Raw genomic sequence first — 17,494 nt, 5'->3', positions numbered from 1 at the left:
GCGGACGGCATCCGGGCCGTCCGCGCGAGTGGAGGGGTCCGCAGTGGACAAGAGAATTCCGGTCGCGGTCGCGGGATTGGCGGTCGCGCTGGCCGTCGTGGCGCCCGTGACCGCGCAGGCAGCCGGTGCGCAGGTGAGCACACCGGCGTTGTCCGGCAAGTACCCCGTGGGCACGACGGATCTGCACCTGGTCGACCCGGGTCGCGCCGACCCGTGGAAGCCTGAGCAGCGGCGCGAGTTGATGGTGACGGTGACCTACCCGGCGCGGCCGGGCGCGGCGCCGCGGGCGGCGTGGATGACGCCGGGGGTGGCGGGCGCGGTGGACGCGCTCGCGTCGAGCCCGGCCTTCCTCGGTCTGCCCAGGGGTTCGGTGGACTGGGGCGGCGTGCGGCGGCAGGCGCGGGTGGACGCGGCGGTCGACCGGTCGTCGTCGTGGCCGGTGGTGCTGTTCTCGCCCGGGCTCACCTCGGTGCGCGAGCTGAACGCCGGTCTGACCGACGACCTCGCCTCACGCGGGTACGTGGTGGTGTCGCTCTCGCACACGCACGAGTCGGGCGCGGTCGAGTTCCCGGGCGGCCGGGTGGAAACCGCGTTGGCGGACATCGACACGACCGCCGGCCGCAAGACGACGATCGACACGCGGGTCGCGGACACCCGGTTCGTGCTGGACGAGATGACCCGGCTGGGCCGGGGCGCGAACCCGGACGCCGAGCGCGACCCGTTGCCGCGCGGGCTGGTCGGCTCGTTCGACCTGTCCCGCGTCGGCATGTTCGGGCACTCGTTCGGCGGGTACACGGCGGGCGAGGCGATGTACCGGGACCGGCGGATCGACGCCGGGGTGAACGTCGACGGCACGCTCGGCTACTCGAGCAACCCCTACGAGCCCGGCGAGGTCGTCAAGCACGGGCTCGACCGGCCGTTCCTGTTGGTGGGCGGCGATTCGGTGAAGGACGGCAAGGTGGTCGAGCACTCGCACGCGGACCGGACGCTCGAGCCGACGTGGGCCGACTTCTGGCCGAACCAGCGCGGGTGGAAGCGCGACCTGCACTTCGACAAGAGCACCCACTACAGCTTCACCGACCTCCAGTTCGCGGTGCCGCAGCTGACGTCGTTGGTGTCGCCGCAGGTGCGGGTGGCGCTGGTCGGCTCGATCGACCCGGAACGGTCGTTGAAGGCGCAGCACGACTACCTGGCCGCGTACTTCGACCTGCACCTGAAGTGCCGTCCCACGGCGCTGTTCGGCGGCGCCTCGCCGCGGTACCCGGACGTGCGCCTCATCGCCTGAGCGTGGTGCGGACCAGCGTGGCGTCGAACGGCCGGTTGCCCGACTGCACCGGCATCGCGTCCGGCGGTCGTGGACCCAGGACGGCGGCGGCCTCGTCCGGCAGGCCGATCCAGTGGTCCACGACCGTCGCGGTGACCGGCGGGCCGGCGTCGAAGCGGCAGCTCAGCTCGCCGGGTCCGTAGAACTCGAAGGTCAGGGAGGTCTTGCCGGGCAACGACTTCGGGTCCAGCCGGTCGGCGCCGACCTGGCAGCCGCGCAGTCCTGCGCGCGGCAGCGTGAGCTGGGTGCGCCAGGTGCGACCGGTCGGGCGGACCACGAAGTCCACCGCCCGCTCGGCGCCCGCGGTGGTGTCCGAGGACACCGCGACGGTGGGCGCGGGCAGGGTGAACACCGGCGCGGTCGCCCTGAGCACCGGGCGGTCCAGGACCGGGTAGTCGGCGGTCAGGTCGACGCGGTCCGGGTTCGCGCCCAGCGCCTTGCCGGTCCACGCGTCGGTCGCGGGGTCGGCGGACAACCAGTCCGCCGACCCCTTCTCCGCGTCCAGCAGGTAGATCAGCGAGTCCGGGCGGCGATCGGCGCCGTCGAAGGAGAACCGGGCGGTGCCGACGCCGAGCAGCGCGACCGCGACGAGGGCGATCGCACCGGAGGTGATCAGGTTGCCGCGCAACGGTTTCAGCAGCGGCGCGAGCAGGATCCCGCCCAGCAGCGCGAACAGCACGCCGGCCGCCGCGAGCGGCATGCCCAGTGCCACCAGCAGCGTGCCGACGAGCGGCGGGTAGAGCGCGGCGGCGGTCAGCGGCGCGAGCACGGCGAGCAGCGGCCGGGTCGTCCACCACAGCGCGGGCAGGCCGAGCAGCAGCGGCCACTGGAACAGGAAGCCCACGCCCGGCGCGAACGCGGTCGTCGCCACCAGCAGCACCGCGGCGAGGCCCAGCACGCCGCCGAGCACCTCGGCGTGGGAGAACCGGCGCAGCAGCCGGGCGGCGGCGAACAGCGTCGCGAGACCCAGCGCCAGGAAGCCCGCGACGAACCAGCCGCGCTCGGGCGGTTCGGACAGCGCCAGGAAGGCCAGCCCCGGCCGGGCCCACGCGATCAGCGCCCACACCCCGAACGCCGCGCCCGCCGCGACCGCGACCGCGCCGACCGCGATGCCCGCGACCGCGAGCAGCGGCGCGACCCGAAGCCGGCGCACCACCACGACCACCACGTACCCGAGCACGGTCAGCACCGCGAGCACCGCGCCGAGCCACGTCGGGTAGTGCACCAGCACCCGGGAGAACAGGTCGAAGTACACCGCGTCCGACCCGCGCGGCGCGGTCAGGTCGGCGGCACCGAGCGCGGCCACCAGGCCGGTGATCGTCTCGCCGTGGTGCTGGAGGCTGCCCCGGTCCAGGTGGGCCAGGTCGTCGTAGGGCGAGTGGTAGTCCTCGACGTGCTCGATGAACGCGCTGTCCAGCCCGGTGGCGCCGGCGTCCCGGAACACGGTGAAGTCGCTGCTGTTCGGCATCCGCCGGTAGACCTCGTAGGCCAACGAGTTCGCGATGGGCCTGCTGCTCGCGCCGGCGAACGCGGTCACCAGGTCGGCGTTGCCCGGACCGGTCTGGAACATCCATACCGGTCCGCCGCTGCCGCGCGCCTCGAAGTTGAGCACCGCGCCGAACCGGTCGACCCCGTTCGCCCGGACGAACGCCTCCGCGCCGAGCAGACCCATCTCCTCGCCGTCGGTGAACAGGAACACCACGTCGTTGCGCACCGGCCGGGTTCCCAGCACCCGCAACGACTCCAGCATCGCCGCGACCGCCGCGCCGTCGTCGGACGCGCCGGGACCGGTGGCGACCGAGTCGTGGTGCGCGACGACGAGCAGGGCCTTGCCCGACGGGTCGGTGCCGGGCACCCGCGCGACCACGTTGTGCGCGACCGCGATCCGCACGACGCCCTTGCGCGGCACCGCGACCCGGCCGTCCTGGAGTTCGACCCGCGCGCCGAACCGGCGGGCCTGGTCCGCGACGTAGCCGCGCACCCGCTCGTTCTCCGCCGAGCCGACGGGGTGCGGCCGCCGGGCGATCTGCTCCACGTGCGCGAACGCGCGTTCGGCGGAGAACCGGTCCGCGGGCGCGTCGGCACCCGCGGGCGCGGGCGGCCGGAACGCCTGCACCGCGACGAAACCCACCGCCGCGACCACCGCCAGCAGCGCCGGAACCGCCCGGGACCGAGTCATCCGGTGACCCTAGCCCGCGCGCGGTGCCGGCGGGAGCCCCCGATCGCGCCGGCCCGAAGTCCGTCCACAGTGGACTTTTCGGCGGGCGGTTCAGCGCCGGGTGCCGATCCGGGCCCGCACCTCCAGCAGGTACTCGCCGATCGCGTCCCGGTTGCGGGTCAGGCACTCGATGCGCTCGGTCATCCGGGCCTTCTCGTGCTCCAGGGTCGCGAGCATCTCCGGCGTCGCGTCCGGGAAGTGGATCACCCTCGGCTGGTCGAGGCACGGCAGGATCTGCTTGATGATCCGGGTCGGCAGGCCCGCGTCGAGCAGGCCGCGGATCTGCATCACCCGGTCCACGGTGACCTCGTGGTAGTCGCGGTAGCCGTTGGCCGCGCGGTCGGACAGGATGAGACCCTGCTCCTCGTAGTAGCGCAGCAGGCGGCGGGACGTCCCGGTCCGCTCCGACAGCTGTCCGATCCTCATGTCGCCCCCCGGTGGTTGACCTTCACATCGGTGTGAAGGTTTGAGGATAGTCGGCATGACAACCACGACCACGCGGAAACTCCCGCTGCCGGCGCTGGCCGCGCTGGCCACGGCCGCGTTCACCACCGTGCTGACGGAGGCGCTGCCCGCGGGCGTGCTGCCGGGGATGAGCGCGTCGCTGCGGGTGTCCGAGGCGGCGACCGGTCAGCTCGTGACGGTGTACGCGCTGGGCACCGCGCTGACCGCGATCCCGTTGGCCGCGGCGACCTCGGGGTGGCCGCGCAAGCGCCTGCTGCTCACCGGTGTCGCCGGGTTCGCGCTGGCCAACACGGTGACGGCGGTGTCGTCGGTGTTCGCCGTGACGCTGGCCGCCCGGTTCGTCGCCGGTGTCGCGGCCGGCGTGGTGTGGGCGCTGCTGGCCGGGCACGCGCGCCGGATCGCGCCGGAGGGGTTGGCGGGCAAGGCGCTCGCGGTGGTGATGACGGGCATCCCGGTGGCGCTGTCGCTGGGGGTGCCGGCGGGCACGTTCGCCGCCGAGTGGGTCGGGTGGCGGCCGGTGTTCGCGACGATGACGGTGCTCGCGGTGGTGCTGCTCGGGTGGATCGGCGCCGTGGTGCCGGACCTGCCCGGCAGGAGGGGCGAGGGCGCGTCGGTGCGGGCCGCGCTGCGGGTGCCGGGTGTGGGCGCGGTGCTGGTGGTGACGTTGACCGTCGTGCTGGCGTACGCGGTGCTGTACACCTACGTCGCGGCGCTGCTGCGGCACCTCGGGTTGGGCGACCGGGTCGACGTGGCCCTGCTGGTGTTCGGGATCGCGTCGGTGGCGGGCATCGCGGTGGTGGGCACGTGGGTGGACCGGCGGCTGCGGCTGCTGACCCTCGGCGCCGTCGTGCTGTTCGCGGTGGCGGCCACGATGTTGGCGACCGGCGTGTGGGTGTACGCGGCGATCGCCCTGTGGGGCTTGGCCTTCGGCAGCGTCCCGACCTTGACGCAGACGGCGGCGGCGGTCGCGGGCGGCGCCCACGCGGACGCCGCGCAGGCGGCCCTGGTCACCCTGTGGAACGCGGCGATGGCGGCGGGAGGCGTCCTCGGCGGCCTGATCCTGGACCACGGCGGCCCGACCGCCTTCCCGGTGGCGGCACTGGTCCTGCTGGTGCCGGCCTTCCTCGCCGCCCTGAACCGCAACGCCTTCCCGCCACCGGAGCGCCGGACCTGACGGCGTGCCGCGGTGGTCGCGCGGACCCGGGGGCCGCGCGACCACCGCGGGCAAGTGGGGCGCACGCCGCCACCGCGAGACCGGACTCGACGGTCGGCGGTGTGCACGCCGCCACCGCGGAGTGCGCGACACCACCGCCCAGCCCACCGGCACCAAAAGCCGCAGGTCGCATCGAGTGGCGAGAACCGAGGCACAGCGCGAACAACACCACCGCCCAGCAGGCCGGCACCAAGAACCGCGGGTCGCGCCAGGTGGCGAGAACGGAAGCACAGCGCGCGGCACCACCGCCCAGCCGACCGACGCGCCGACCAAGCCCGCCGACCGAGCCCGGCCAGTGCGCGCACCCGTCGCCGACCGCGCGGCCCGACCACCTCGGTCAAGCCCGACGAGCGCCCGACGCCACCCCGCCGACCGGCGCCCCCGACTCGTCCCCGCCCCGGAAAGCCCGACCCACCAACACTTCCCGACCACGCCCCACACCCCTAGGCGCGGGCCGCCTCCTCCCGCACCCGGTCCGCCTCCGGCGCGCCCAGGGCCTCGTACAGCTCCAGCGCCCGCGCGAAGGCCGCCGCCCGGGCCGTCGGGTCCGCCGACGCACGCGCGGTGCCGGCCGACGCGCGGGCCTCCTCGTAGCTGCTCCCGCACCGCGCGGCCAACTCCACCGCGCGCCCGAACGCCGTCAGCGCCAGGTCCGACCGCCCCGCGAGCAGGTGCACCTCGCCCAGGCAGTTCTCCCCCATCGCGGCGTCCAGGTCGGACTCCAGGCGGCGGAACACGACCATCGCCTCGGCCAGGTGCGCCACCGCGTCCTCGAACCGGCCGAGGTCGCCCTCGACCAGGGCGACGCCGCGCAACGTGATCGCGGCGTTCAGCTCGGCGCCCGACGCGCGGTAGGAGTCCAGGGCCTTGAGGTGGTCGCGCAACGCGTCCTCGTGATCGCCGCGGTAGTAGGCGATCCACGCCCGGTTGACCAGCGCGTTGCTCATCCCCCGCGCGTCGCCCACCTGCTCGTACAGCCGGGACGCCTCGACGTAGTGCTCCTCCGCCTCGTCGGCGCGGCCGCGTTCGAGCAGCGCGACGCCGAGGTTGTTGCGGGTGGTGGCCTCCGCGCGCAGGTCGCCGAGCCGCTGCGTGGCCGACAGCGCGGCCTCGTGGGCGCGGACCGAGTCGTCCCACAGCTTGGCCAGGAAGTAGAACCCCCGCATGGTGTAGGCGAGCTGCCACCGCCGGGCGTCGAACACCCGGTCCGGCAGCACGAACAGGGTCGCGATCGTGTCGCGCTCCTCGGACAGCCAGCGCAGCGCCTCGTCCCGGCCCGCGAACCGGGGCCCGGGACGCGGCGTGCCGTCCAGCGGCACCCGCAGCCGCGCGGGCGTCACGAGCCGGTCGGCGGCGTCGGCGGTGTGCAGGTAGTAGTCGTAGACCCGGTCGGTGGCCGCGAGCTGCGTGACGACCGGCTCGTGCTCGCCCACCAGCTCCGCCGCGTAGGCGCGCAGCAGGTCGTGCATCCCGAACCGGCCGGCGCCGTCCTCCACCACCAGGTGCGCCCGCAGCAGCCCGGCGAGCAGCCTGGCCGCGGTCTGCGGCGCCACGCCGACCAGGGCCGCGGCCGAGAACCGGTCCACGCCGTGCCCCGGGAACAGGCCCAGGAGCCGGAACATCCTGGCCCCGTCCGGCGTGAGGTGCTGGTAGGACCACGAGAACACGGCGCGCACCTGCGTGTGCACGTCGCCGCCGGTGTCGAACACGTCCAGCCGGTCGCGCTCGTCGGCCAGCGCGTCGACCAGGTCGGCCAGCGGCAGCGCGCCGCGCGAGCGGACCAGGCCGACCAGCACCCGCAGCGCCAGCGGCAACCCCGCGCTGTGCCGGATCAGCTCGGTCACCGCGTCCGGCTCGCGGTCCGCCCGCGCGCCCAGCGCGGTGCGCAGCAACGAGGTCGCGTCACCCGGCGACAGCACGTCCAGGTGCAGCACCTCGACGCCCAGGTCCACGATCAGCCCGGTGAGGGTCTGCCTGCTCGTCACCACCACGGCCGCCGACGGCGACGCCGGGATCAGCGGCCGCACCTGCGCCTCGCTGCGCGCGTTGTCCAGCACCACCAGCACCCGCCGCTCGGCCAGCAGCGTGCGGTACCGGGCCGCCCGCTCGGCCCCGTCGTCCGGCACGTCGTCGCCGCGCACGCCCAGCGCCCGCAGGAACGACGCGAGCACCGCCTCCGCGCCGACCTCCAGGTCCTCCGGGCCGTAGCCGTGCAGGTCGGCGTAGAGGATGCCGTCCGGGAAGAACGAGCTGACCTCGTGCGACCAGTGCACGGCCAGCGCCGTCTTGCCCACGCCCGCGGTGCCGGTGATCAGCGCGATCCGCGGCGACGTCCGGTCCTCACCCGAGCCGAGCACGGCGTTCAGCTCGTCCAGCTTCTCCCGCCGGCCGACGAACTCCCGCACGTTCGGCGGCAGCTGCCGCGGCACGCCGCCCACCAGTTCCCGCACGTGCACGTGCACGTCGCCGCTGATCACCCCCGCCTGCACGACGGTGGAAGCCGCACCCGAGAAATCGTTGCGCGTCGCGTTGTCCTCGCCCATCGCCGTCCTTCGTCCGCCGGGCCGCTCCTCGTCGCACAAGATCTACCGCATGGATTCCACGCAGGGCGGCATCACCCCCGGCGCGGACGGGAGCTACCGGGTTCCGGCCAGGTCGGCGCGGGCACGGGCCTCGCCGACCACGAGCGGGGTGAGCACGCCGTCGAACTCGTCCGCGTCCGCCCAGTGCCGGGCCGCCACGAGGTTCTCGCCCGCCGCGGCCGCGGCGTTACCCAGCCCCGTCCGGGCACGCGCGGCCTCGTACCGGCTGTCGATCCGCTCGGCGCCCTCCAGCGCGCGCCGGTAGTGGTCGGCGGCGAGGTCGAGCTTGCCCGCGGCGAAGTACGCCCAGCCCAGGGCGTTCCACGTCATCACCAGGTCGAGGTCGAGCCCGAGCCGGACGAACTCCTCGCCCGCCCGGACCGCGTGGGCGACCGCGTCGTCGTGCCGGTGCAGCGCGACCTCCACCAACGCCGTGCCGCGCAACGTGATCGCCGCGTTCCGGTCGTTGCCGAGGTCCCGGTACGCGGCCAGCGCGACGCCCAGGTGGTGGAGCGCCGAGTCGTGCTCGCCCAGGTAGTGGTCGATCCACGCGAGGTTGGAGCGGGCGCTGGTGATCCCGTGCCGGTCCGCCAGGTCCTCGTGGATCTCCAGCGCGGCGAGGAAGTCGCGGCGCGCGGGCTCGAGGTCGCCCCGGTCGAACCGGGCCACGCCGAGGTTGTTCAGGGTGATCGCCAACGGCCGGCGCTCCCCCGCCGCGCGGGTGGCCGCGACGACCTCCTCCAGCAGCGCGATCCACGGCGTCCAGAGCTTGGCCTGGAACAGGTAGCCGTGCAGCAGGTGGGTGAACCGCCACGGCAGGTCGGACAGACCGCGGTCGATCGCGATCCGGCACAGCTCCGCCAGGGTCCGCCACTCGCGGTCCAGCCAGGCGAGCGCGGCCTCCCGGTCCTCGAAGCCCTCCACCGCGGCCGCGGCGGCCGGCAGGTCCGGCCGGTAGCGGTGCGGCGCGATCCGCTCGTCGGCCGCGTGCAGCCGGCGCAGCGCGTGGTCCAGCAGGTCTCGCACGGCGCGCTCCCGTTCCTCCACCGGCACGCCCGGCAGCACGTGCCGGACCGCGAACAGCCGCAGCAGGTCGTGCAGCCGGACCCGGTCGTCGGGCAGCAGGGTCAGCAGGTTCGCGTGGTCGAGCGCGCCGAGCAGGGTGTCCGCGTCGAGCGGGTCGAGCCCGCCGAGCGCGGCCGCCGCGGCCACCTCCACCTCGCCGCCGGGGTGCAGGCCGAGCAGGCCGAACATCCGGCGCTGCGGCTCGGGCAGCCCGTCGAGGGACAGCGCGAACGCGGCCTCCACGCTGCGCTCGCCGTCCACCAGCGCGCGCAGCCGCTGCGACTCGACGGCCAGCCGGTCGGCGAGCAGGTCGACGGTCAGCATCGGCCGGGACCGCAGCACGGCCGCGGCGATCCGGACCGCCAGCGGCAGCCCGCCGCACAGCTCCACCACCCGCGCCACGTCGCCCTCCCGGTCGCCCGCCGTGGCGCGGAACAGCTCGGCCGCCTCCGCCGCGGGCAGTTCGCCGACCTGCACGCCCACCGCGTCGTCCAGCGCGTCCAACCGCTTGCGGCTGGTCACGAGCACCCGGCAACCCGGCTCGGCGGACAGCAGCGGGCGCACCTGGTCGGTGTCGGCCGCGTTGTCCAGCACGAGCAGCACCCGCTTGCCCCGCACCAGGTCCCGGTACACGTTGGCCCGGCCGTCGAGGTCCGGCGGCACGGCGTCGCCCGGCACGCCCAACGTGCGCAGCAGGGTGTCCAGCGCGTCCTCGGCGGTGACCTCGGCGCCGCCGGAGTGGTACCCGCGCAGGTCGAGGAACAGGCACCCGTCGGGGAACGACGCCTGCGCCTCCCGGGCCGCGCGCACCGCCAGCTCGGTCTTGCCGACACCGGCCATCCCGCTGAGCACGACCGCGGCCGCGGGTTCGCGCAACGCCGCGGCGAGCCGTTCCGACTCGTACCGGCGCCCGGTGAAGTACCGGGTCACCGGAGGAAGGCCGTTCGGTCCCGCAGGTCGGACGGGTCGACGCGCGCCGACCGCGAGAGCCCGCAGGGAACCGTTCGCGCGCAACGCTTTCTCACACGCCTCCACCACGTCCGGCGCGGGCGTGGCCAGCCCGTTCTCCAGTTTGCTCAACTGCCCTTTCGTGGTGAACGCGAGGGTCGCGAGTCGCGCGAGCGAGTAGCCCGCGCCGACGCGCAACCGCCGCAGTTCCCTGCCGAAAGGTGTCGACCGGTCGTCCATGACCTCATGGTCGCGCACCGGCCCGGAACCGCACCCGAAGTCGGCGGCCCGGCACCCGGGTTCACCCCGGTGCCGGGCGACCGGCCACCGATCGGCCCAACCGGTCTCAGCCGAACAGGACGATCAGCAACTCGACGATCGGCACCACGACGTGGGTGTGCATTGCGGTCACCTCCTCGAAAGGGGCTCGAAGCCGACCCGACGACCGGTGGCGACCGGCGCGCGGAACACCGCCGCGCACTGCGCGCCGAAGTGTTCCCGAATTCCGCCGGACCATTTCCACCGGGAACTGCGGAGCGACTGTCTCCCGGGTTTCACCGGGCTGATTTCCCGATGCCGAAAGAATGCGCCTGCCCAGTTCGGGGCGGAATGGGTTGCACGTTTCCGGAAACTCCGAAACCCCGAAAACCCCGGTTCACCTGCGGGTCCGCGACCCGACCCGAAACACCCGATCAGGCGTACCGGAGGGGGTGGATCTGACTACACTCGACCGCCGCCGAGCAGAACCGGAGGTGGTCGATGACCCCGCCGATCCGCGACCTCGTGGAGGAGCTGAAGGGGCTGCGCAAAGGTCACGGTGTCGAGAGCATCGACCTGCGCGACCGCGTGGGTCCGGCGTTGCGCCAGGTCGCCGGAGTGGCGTCGGACGACACCACGGACCAGATCCGCGCCAAGGTGCGGGCGCTGCTGGAGGAGCTGATCGCGCCGCTCCCCGAGGCACTGCGACCCGTGCTGGGGTTGGCCTTCAACCTGCCCGCGCGCGACCAGCGGTACATCGCGCGCGTGGAGGCGTACGCCCTCGAACGCCGGGTCGACACCCGCACGATCCAGCGGCAGATCGACCCGGGCATCGAGCAGCTGGCCGAGTCGGCGGCCAAGCGCGCCGGGCAGCGGGAGGAGAAGCCGGCCAGGCAGCCGCCGTGGCGCACCGCGGACCTGCGGGTGTTCCTGAGCTTCGACCTGGCCGCGCCGGAGGTGATCGAGGTGCGCCGGATCATCGCGCTGCGCGACGGGTTGGACGCGCTCGACCTCGGCATGACGCTGACCCCGCCGCCGGGGTGGACCGGCGAGGGCTCGCCCGAGGACCTGGGCGTCGACCTGCTGCACGGCGGCGGGTTGACCGGCCGCACCATGCGCAACACCAACCGCGTCCAGTTCCGGCTGAGCCTGCCGCGCCCGCTGGAGAGGTTCAGCCGGCACGAGTACGCGCTGCGCGTGCGGCTGCCACCGGACCGCGGCATCGCGCCGCTGTACGCGTGCACCCCGGACTACGAGTGCGACTCGTTCGAGCTCTCGGTCCGGTTCCGCGCCGACCACCTGCCGGTCCGCGTGTGGCGCCTGCCCGGGATCTCCCCGCTGGAGCTGGACGACGAGCGCTCCGGCCGCGTCGCGATCACCCCGGACCGCTTCGGCGACGTGCGCGAAACCTTCACCGACCTCGAGCCCCACCTGTCCTACGGGATCGGCTGGCAGCTCCCCTGACCCGCACCACCCCACCCGGATCACCGCGCTGATCACCGCCCGGCCCACCGCCCGGTCACGCAGCGCCGCCCAGCACCAGCCGCAGCACCACGCGCAACGCCGGTGCGGGCAACGGCGCGGCGAGCCGGGCGAGGGCGGCGCGCAGCGCGGGTTCGCGGTGCCGGCCGATCTCGTGGCGCAGGCCGACGGAGACCTCCCGGTAGAGCGGACGGGCCTCGGCGCGGCGGCCGGCGAGCGAGTGGCACAGCGCGAGGTCGAGGCCGGTCAGCAGGCAGTCGACGTGCCGCGGGCCGAGCAGCGCGACCTGGCGCGGGCGGAGTTCCTCCAGCAGTGCCACCGCGTTCGGCCAGTCCCAGCGGCGCAGGTGGGTCCGCGCGAGGTCGTGCCCGGCCCGGTGGTGCAGCGGGTGGTCCGGTCCCAGCACCGCGCCGACGCGCGCCCTCGCGGCGGTCAGCACCTCCGCCGCCCGCGCCGGCTCCCCCGCGGCGAGCAGCACCCGTCCCTCGACCACCGCGCGGTCCAGCGCCTCCGGGTTGTCCGCGCCGAATCGGCGCGCGTGGTCGGCCCGCACCTCCTCCACCGCGCGCACCGCCTCGGCCCGCCGGCGCGGCACGCCCAGCGCCAGCGCCTCGGCGTGCACCCCGATCGCCACCCCGCACACCGGGTGCTCCCCCGCGCCGTGCAGGCGGTGCGCCGCGACCAGCTCCGCGCTGGTGCGCAAGGCTTTCCCGACCGCGCCGACCAGCAGCTGCAACCGCGCGAGCTCCAGCGCGGCGGCCGGCCACGCGCCGGTGCGCACGTCGTGGCGGGTGGCGCGCGGCAGCGTCGGGAGCAGCGCGGTGACGACCTCCAGCGGCTCGCGGACCCGTCCGCGCGCCCGGAGCGCGGCCACCTCGGCCACCACCACGAAGTCCCGGTCCGGCGCGGGCAACCAGTCCGGCACGTGGTGGCGGAACACCCGGTCCGCCTCGGCGTGCCCGCCGAGCCGGTCGTGCGCCTCGGCGAGGACGAACCGGGCGCGGTAGGCCGCGCGGTGGTCCCGTCCCGCTTCGGCCAGCGCCGCGGCCGCCCGCTCCGCGCCGGCGCGGTAGTCGCCGACGGCCAGCGCGGCGCGGGCCGCCACCACCAGGTCGTCCACCCCGCGCAGACCGAGTTCCTCCTTGAGCGCCACCAGGTTCCGGGCCGCCGCCTCGGCGCGCACCGGGTCGCCGTGCCGGCGGTGGAAGTCGGCGACCGCGCGCAGCAGCCGCACCCGGGGGCGCGGCGGCACGCCCGCCAGGTCCTCCGACCCGCCGTCCGTCACGGGGTACACAGGCGACCCGGTGGCACGTCCGACACCGACCTTCCGAATGCGCCCGACACCGTTGCCGACCCTGCCCGACCGACGCCGCGCCGCGGAACGTCGGAAAGTCGACACTTTCCGCGGGATTGCCGATCACGGCGTGTGCCCGCGCACCACTCCCGGATCGGACCGGACACCCGACAGCGTTACCCGGGCCGCCACTCGGACGAATCCCGGTACGCCTGTCCGGGCAGTTCAGGACCCTGATCGCGGTAATGCGAAGAACCCTCGGACACCATCGGGCAAAAAATTTCGGAACGCCGACAAAAACGCGACACCGGCGGGAACACGACCGGGCACGGGGTACTTTTGTGGACAACCACGCGTGAAGGAGTCCGGGGGATGGCTGTCGCGGTGAAGCCCAAGGTGTTCGTCTCCTACGCCCACGACTCCGAGGCGCACAAGAGCGACGTCCGGGAGTTCGCCGAGGTGCTCGCGGACTCCGGTGTGGACGTCACCCTCGACCAGTGGGAGAACCGCCGGCTGGACTGGTCGGCGTGGGCGATCGACGGCATGACGGCGGCGGACTACGTGGTGGCGGTCGCCTCGCCGCGCTACCGGGCCGAGGGCGACGGGGTGCTCCTCAGGGGCTCGGGCGTGCGGTCGGAGACGGCCGTGCTGCGCGACCTCCTGCACCACGACCCGGCCCGCTGGCTGCCCCGGCTGCTCCCGGTCCTGCTGCCCGGCCACGAGGTCGAGGAGATCCCGTACTTCCTGCAACCCCACGTGGCCGACCACTACAAGGTCACCGGCCTGACCCGGGGCGGCGTCGAGGACCTGCTGCGGGTGATCACCGGCCAGCCGGCGTGGATCAGGCCCGCGATCGGCGAGGTGCCCGTGCTGCCGCCGAGGTCGGACCGGACCAGACCGTGGCCCGCGCCGGTCGTCGCGCCGCCCGCCGTGGTGTGGCGGTCCGGGCTGGTGGGCGACCGGGTCGACGCCCCGACGCTGGAGGTGCACCTGACCCCGGTGGACGGTCACCGGATCCAGGCCCGCGCGCTGCCGCCGCTGGCCGCCGAACTGGCCGCGCTCGGCCGGGCGCACCGGTTGTTCGACGTCGCGGAGCGGGTCGCCGCGGAGTTCTCCGACGAGGGCGCGTGGGCGGTCGGCGAGGACCGGTCCGGCTGCGGGCTCGCGGTGCTGCGGTCGGGTCAGCGGACGGCGTGGTCGCGGCTGCCGTCGTCCCGGTTCGGCGCGCTGCTCATCCCCGACGACCTGGTGGAGCGGCTGACCGCGGCGATCCGGGTGCTGCTGACCCCGGACCTGCCCGCGCCCGCCCGGCTCGCGCCCGCCGTGGGCGTGGAACCGCTGGGAGTCATCCGGATCGGCCGCCGCGAGGACCTGACGGCCACCACCGGACCGGTGCACGTCTGCTACCGGCCGCACCTGCGGGTGCCCGCCGAGGAGGCGTTCACCCCCGAGCACCTGCGGCAGGTCGCGGACGAGGTCGCCGACGAGTTGACCACCCGGCTGCTCGGCGCGTTCCGCCGGGAGGTCCGATGACCGGAGTGCCCCGGTTGTTCGTCAGCTACTCGCACGACTCGCCGGACCACACGTCGTTGGTGCGCACGTTCGCCCACTTCCTGCGCGCCGAGGTCGGCCTCGACGTGCACCTGGACCAGTGGTACGACGACGTGCGCCGGGACTGGTCGCTGTGGGCCGTCGAGCACCTGAGGAAGGCGGACTTCATCCTCGTCGTCGCCTCGCCCGGCTACCGCAGCCGCGCGGACGGCGAGGCGCCGCCGGACGTGGGCCGCGGCGCGCAGTTCGAGGCCGCGATCATCCGCGACGACCTGACCCGCGACCTGCGCCGGGCGACCGAGCGGGTGCTGCCGGTCGTGCTGCCGGGCCGGTCCGTCGAGGACATCCCGACCTTCCTCACCGCCTACGCGGCGACCCGCTACCACGTGCCGGAGTTCACCCGGGCGGGCGTGGAGTCGTTGCTGGACGCCATCACCGGCCGGGGCGCGCACCCGCTGCCGGAGCGCGGCGAGTGGCTGGGCCACCGCGTGGAGCGGGCCGTGCCGGCCTTCCCGACGCAGCGCACCGTGCTGCTGGCGTCGAGCCTGAGCCTGCTCACCCGCAGCCCGGACGTCTCGATCGGCCGGGCCACGATGGACGACCACCACCTGGGGGACAGCGTCCTGCTGCGACCGTCGCTCGTCACCGGGCACGTGGCGGGCTTCGTGGAGTTCGACCTCGGCCGCGCCTACCGGCGGCTGCGCTCGGTGGTCGGCGTGCCGGACGACGCGGCGGAAACCGCGCTGGTGGGCCGGTTCCGGGTGCTGCTGGACGGCGAGCCGCAGCCCGAGGTGCGCGCGGGCTTCGGCCGCTCGGCCGTGGTGGACGTCGACGTGACCGACGTGCGCCGGCTGCGACTGGAGATGGACCGGCCCTCCGACGGCGGCCCGCCCCGACCGTGGCGCGCGCGACCGCCGACCGAACTCGCCTGGGGCGACCCGACCCTGTTCGCCTGACCCGGCACGGGAACGGGCGCCCCCCGAGGGGAGCGCCCGTCCGGTACCGCGTGGTGACTAGCTGATGGTGAAGTCGTCCGCGAACACGGGCGACTGGCCGTACCAGCCGTGCACGTAGACGGTGACCGTGCCCGACGCGCCCGTGGTGAACGGCACGGAGAGCTGGGTCCAGTCGCCCGCCGAGGTCCAGGTGCTGGCGGTCGCGCCGCCGCTCACGCCGAGGTACGCGTAGTTGCCGCGGACCCACGCCTTGAGCGTGTACGCCTTGTTCGGCGCGAGGGTGACCGACTGCGAGGCCTGGCCGTTGGTCGACGCGGTCGGCGTCACCTGGAGGGCCTTGGCGCCCGAGTGCGCCGTGGTGACGACCGAGTCGCCGGGTGCGACCCACGGGGACAGCTCGCCGGACTCGAAGCCGCCGTTGACGACCGAGCCGCCGGGCTGGGTGCCCTTGACCGTCACGGCGACCGTGGCGCTGTGGGCGCCCGAGGGCGCGGTGCCGGTCACGGTGAACTGGTACGTGCCCGGGGTGGCGTTCGCCGCGGCCGTGAAGGTGACCGTCGCCGAGGCGCCGGCCTGGACGCTGGACGGCGAGACCGCCGCCGTGACGCCGCCTTGGGCGGCACCCGCGGCCAGGGCCACGGTCTGCGCCGAGCCCTTGGTGACGGCCGTGGCGACCGACGCCGTCGCGGACTTGCCCGCGTCGACCGACACCGCGGTCGGGTTGACCGCGATCGAGAAGTCGTTCGACGGCTGGGTGCCGTTGACGGTGACCGTCAGCGTCGTGGTGTGCGACGCCGACGCGGCCGCGCCGGTCAGGGTGAACTGGTAGGTGCCCGGGGTGGCGTTGGCCGCCGCGGTGACGGTGACGGTCGCCGAGGCGCCCGCCTGCACGCTGGACGGCGAGATCGACGCCGTGACGCCGCCCTGCGCCGGACCGGAGGACAGCGCGACGGTCTCCGCCGAGCCCTTGGTGACGGCCGTGGCGATCGAGGCCGTGGCGGACTTGCCCGGGTCGACCGACAGCGACGACGGGCTCACGCCCACCGAGAAGTCGTTGCCCGGCTGGGTGGTCCCGCCGGTGAACGGCGCGAACTTGTGGGTGAACTCCCACGTCTGCTGCGCGATGCCGGAGCAGTTGTCGGCCGCCGCGCCACCGGGGCAGCTGCCGTTGTCGCGCTGGAGGGCCCAGAACGACAGGGTGTTGATGCCCTTGGACAGCGCCCAGTCGAGCACCGGCTGCGCGTCGGCGAGCTGGAAGGTCTCGGCGGGGCCGAAGTCGTCCACGCCGATCATCTCGGTGACGCCGACCATCGCCCAGCGCTGCGCGGCGGTCTTGCTCGGCCACAGCTGGCCGAGCTGGTCCACCAGACCCTGCGCGGCCGTCTTGGTGTCGTTGGCCATCTGGTGCGACGCGTTGTCGTAGTAGTCGAACGTCATCAGGTTCACGACGTCGATGCGCGCGTTGTTGGTGACCGCGTTGCGCAGCACCGCGACGCCCGTGTCACCGAGGCCGTGCGTGGTGGTGGGCAGCGTGTAGGAGAACTGGATCGTGCGGCCGTTCGCCGCGGCCCAGTCCTCGGTCAGCTTGATCGCCTTGTTGCGGCGGTCGATGCCGGCCGTGTTGGTCAGCGAGTTGTCCTCGATGTCCAGGTCGAGCCGGGTGATGTCGTAGGTCGTGATGACCTTCTGGAAGGCCTCCGCGATCTTGTTGACGTCGGTGCAGCTGTCGGCGATCTCGGTGCCGGTGTTGTCGGCCGTGTAGCCGCCGAACGACGGGATCGCGCCGCCGCCGTTCGCCTTGAGGGTGTTGATCTCGGCGCCGAACACGCTCGACGAGACCGGCGAGTTCGCGTCGCCGCTCCACAGCGGGGTGCAGGAACCCTTGGTCGCGGTCTGGAGGAAGGCGAAGGTGAGGTACTTGGCGCCCGACTGCTGCGCGAGGGTGGCCGGGTTCTCGCCCGTCCACGCCTCGAAGTAGGGCGCGAAGACCCGGTCGGGCAGCGGTGTTGCCGCGGCTTGCGCCGGTGCGGCGGCCGCGACGCCGGACACGGCCGCGCTGAGCGCGGCGGCCACGGCGACGAGGGTTCTGGACAGACGCATGTGCGCTCCAGGCAGGGGAAGGGACGTGGCTCTCCGGG

At 74.4% G+C, this 17,494-nt stretch carries 11 protein-coding genes; 5 read left to right on the top strand and 6 right to left on the bottom strand.

Annotated elements, in window-relative coordinates; all coding sequences use genetic code 11:
• Nucleotides 1-43: 43 nt before the first annotated feature.
• The gene (locus AB0G50_RS13895; RefSeq protein ID WP_360106921.1) at nt 44-1,285 is read left to right on the top strand and encodes a lipase; all 1,242 of its coding nucleotides are present in this window, start codon (nt 44-46) and stop codon (nt 1,283-1,285) included.
• Here the strand turns inward: AB0G50_RS13895 and AB0G50_RS13890 are convergent.
• A complete protein-coding gene (locus tag AB0G50_RS13890; protein WP_360106918.1) occupies nt 1,275-3,503 on the bottom strand; it encodes a M20/M25/M40 family metallo-hydrolase in 2,229 nt (742 codons plus the stop codon). The two genes, AB0G50_RS13895 and AB0G50_RS13890, sit on opposite strands and share 11 nt — an antisense overlap.
• A gap of 90 nt (nt 3,504-3,593) precedes the next feature.
• A complete protein-coding gene (locus AB0G50_RS13885; protein WP_360106915.1) occupies nt 3,594-3,968 on the bottom strand; it encodes a MerR family transcriptional regulator in 375 nt (124 codons plus the stop codon).
• A gap of 55 nt (nt 3,969-4,023) precedes the next feature.
• On the opposite strand from AB0G50_RS13885, the gene AB0G50_RS13880 reads away from it, so the two are divergent.
• A complete protein-coding gene (locus tag AB0G50_RS13880; protein ID WP_360106912.1) occupies nt 4,024-5,181 on the top strand; it encodes an MFS transporter in 1,158 nt (385 codons plus the stop codon).
• Nucleotides 5,182-5,663: 482 nt separating this feature from the next.
• Here AB0G50_RS13880 and AB0G50_RS13875 read toward each other — a convergent pair whose 3' ends face one another.
• Nucleotides 5,664-7,763: a tetratricopeptide repeat protein gene (locus tag AB0G50_RS13875; RefSeq protein ID WP_360106909.1), complete on the bottom strand. Its 2,100-nt coding sequence runs from the start codon at nt 7,761-7,763 to the stop codon at nt 5,664-5,666.
• Between the two features lie 93 nt (nt 7,764-7,856).
• A complete protein-coding gene (locus tag AB0G50_RS13870; RefSeq protein WP_360106906.1) occupies nt 7,857-10,055 on the bottom strand; it encodes a tetratricopeptide repeat protein in 2,199 nt (732 codons plus the stop codon).
• Between the two features lie 519 nt (nt 10,056-10,574).
• On the opposite strand from AB0G50_RS13870, the gene AB0G50_RS13865 reads away from it, so the two are divergent.
• On the top strand, nt 10,575-11,537 hold the full coding sequence (locus tag AB0G50_RS13865) for a hypothetical protein (protein WP_360106903.1): 963 nt from the start codon (nt 10,575-10,577) through the stop codon (nt 11,535-11,537).
• Between the two features lie 55 nt (nt 11,538-11,592).
• Here the strand turns inward: AB0G50_RS13865 and AB0G50_RS13860 are convergent, their stop codons facing one another.
• Nucleotides 11,593-12,849: a tetratricopeptide repeat protein gene (locus AB0G50_RS13860; protein ID WP_360106900.1), complete on the bottom strand. Its 1,257-nt coding sequence runs from the start codon at nt 12,847-12,849 to the stop codon at nt 11,593-11,595.
• A 372-nt stretch (nt 12,850-13,221) separates the two neighbouring features.
• Between AB0G50_RS13860 and AB0G50_RS13855 the strand changes: the two genes are divergently transcribed.
• Complete coding sequence (locus tag AB0G50_RS13855; protein WP_360106897.1) at nt 13,222-14,382, top strand: SEFIR domain-containing protein; 1,161 nt, start codon at nt 13,222-13,224, stop codon at nt 14,380-14,382.
• Nucleotides 14,379-15,356, top strand: a complete 978-nt coding sequence (locus AB0G50_RS13850; RefSeq protein ID WP_360106894.1) for an SEFIR domain-containing protein — start codon at nt 14,379-14,381, stop codon at nt 15,354-15,356. The genes AB0G50_RS13855 and AB0G50_RS13850 overlap by 4 nt, the downstream gene beginning before the upstream one ends.
• Nucleotides 15,357-15,413: 57 nt before the next feature.
• Here AB0G50_RS13850 and AB0G50_RS13845 read toward each other — a convergent pair whose 3' ends face one another.
• The gene (locus AB0G50_RS13845) at nt 15,414-17,456 is read right to left on the bottom strand and encodes a carbohydrate binding domain-containing protein (RefSeq protein WP_360106891.1); all 2,043 of its coding nucleotides are present in this window, start codon (nt 17,454-17,456) and stop codon (nt 15,414-15,416) included.
• Nucleotides 17,457-17,494 lie beyond the last annotated feature (38 nt).

This window comes from Actinosynnema sp. NPDC020468 (assembly GCF_040642015.1).
In the GTDB taxonomy this organism is placed as follows: Bacteria; Actinomycetota; Actinomycetes; order Mycobacteriales; family Pseudonocardiaceae; genus Actinosynnema.
The sequence above is the reverse complement of the archived record's forward strand: the minus strand, read 5'-3'. Positions and strand labels throughout refer to the sequence as shown.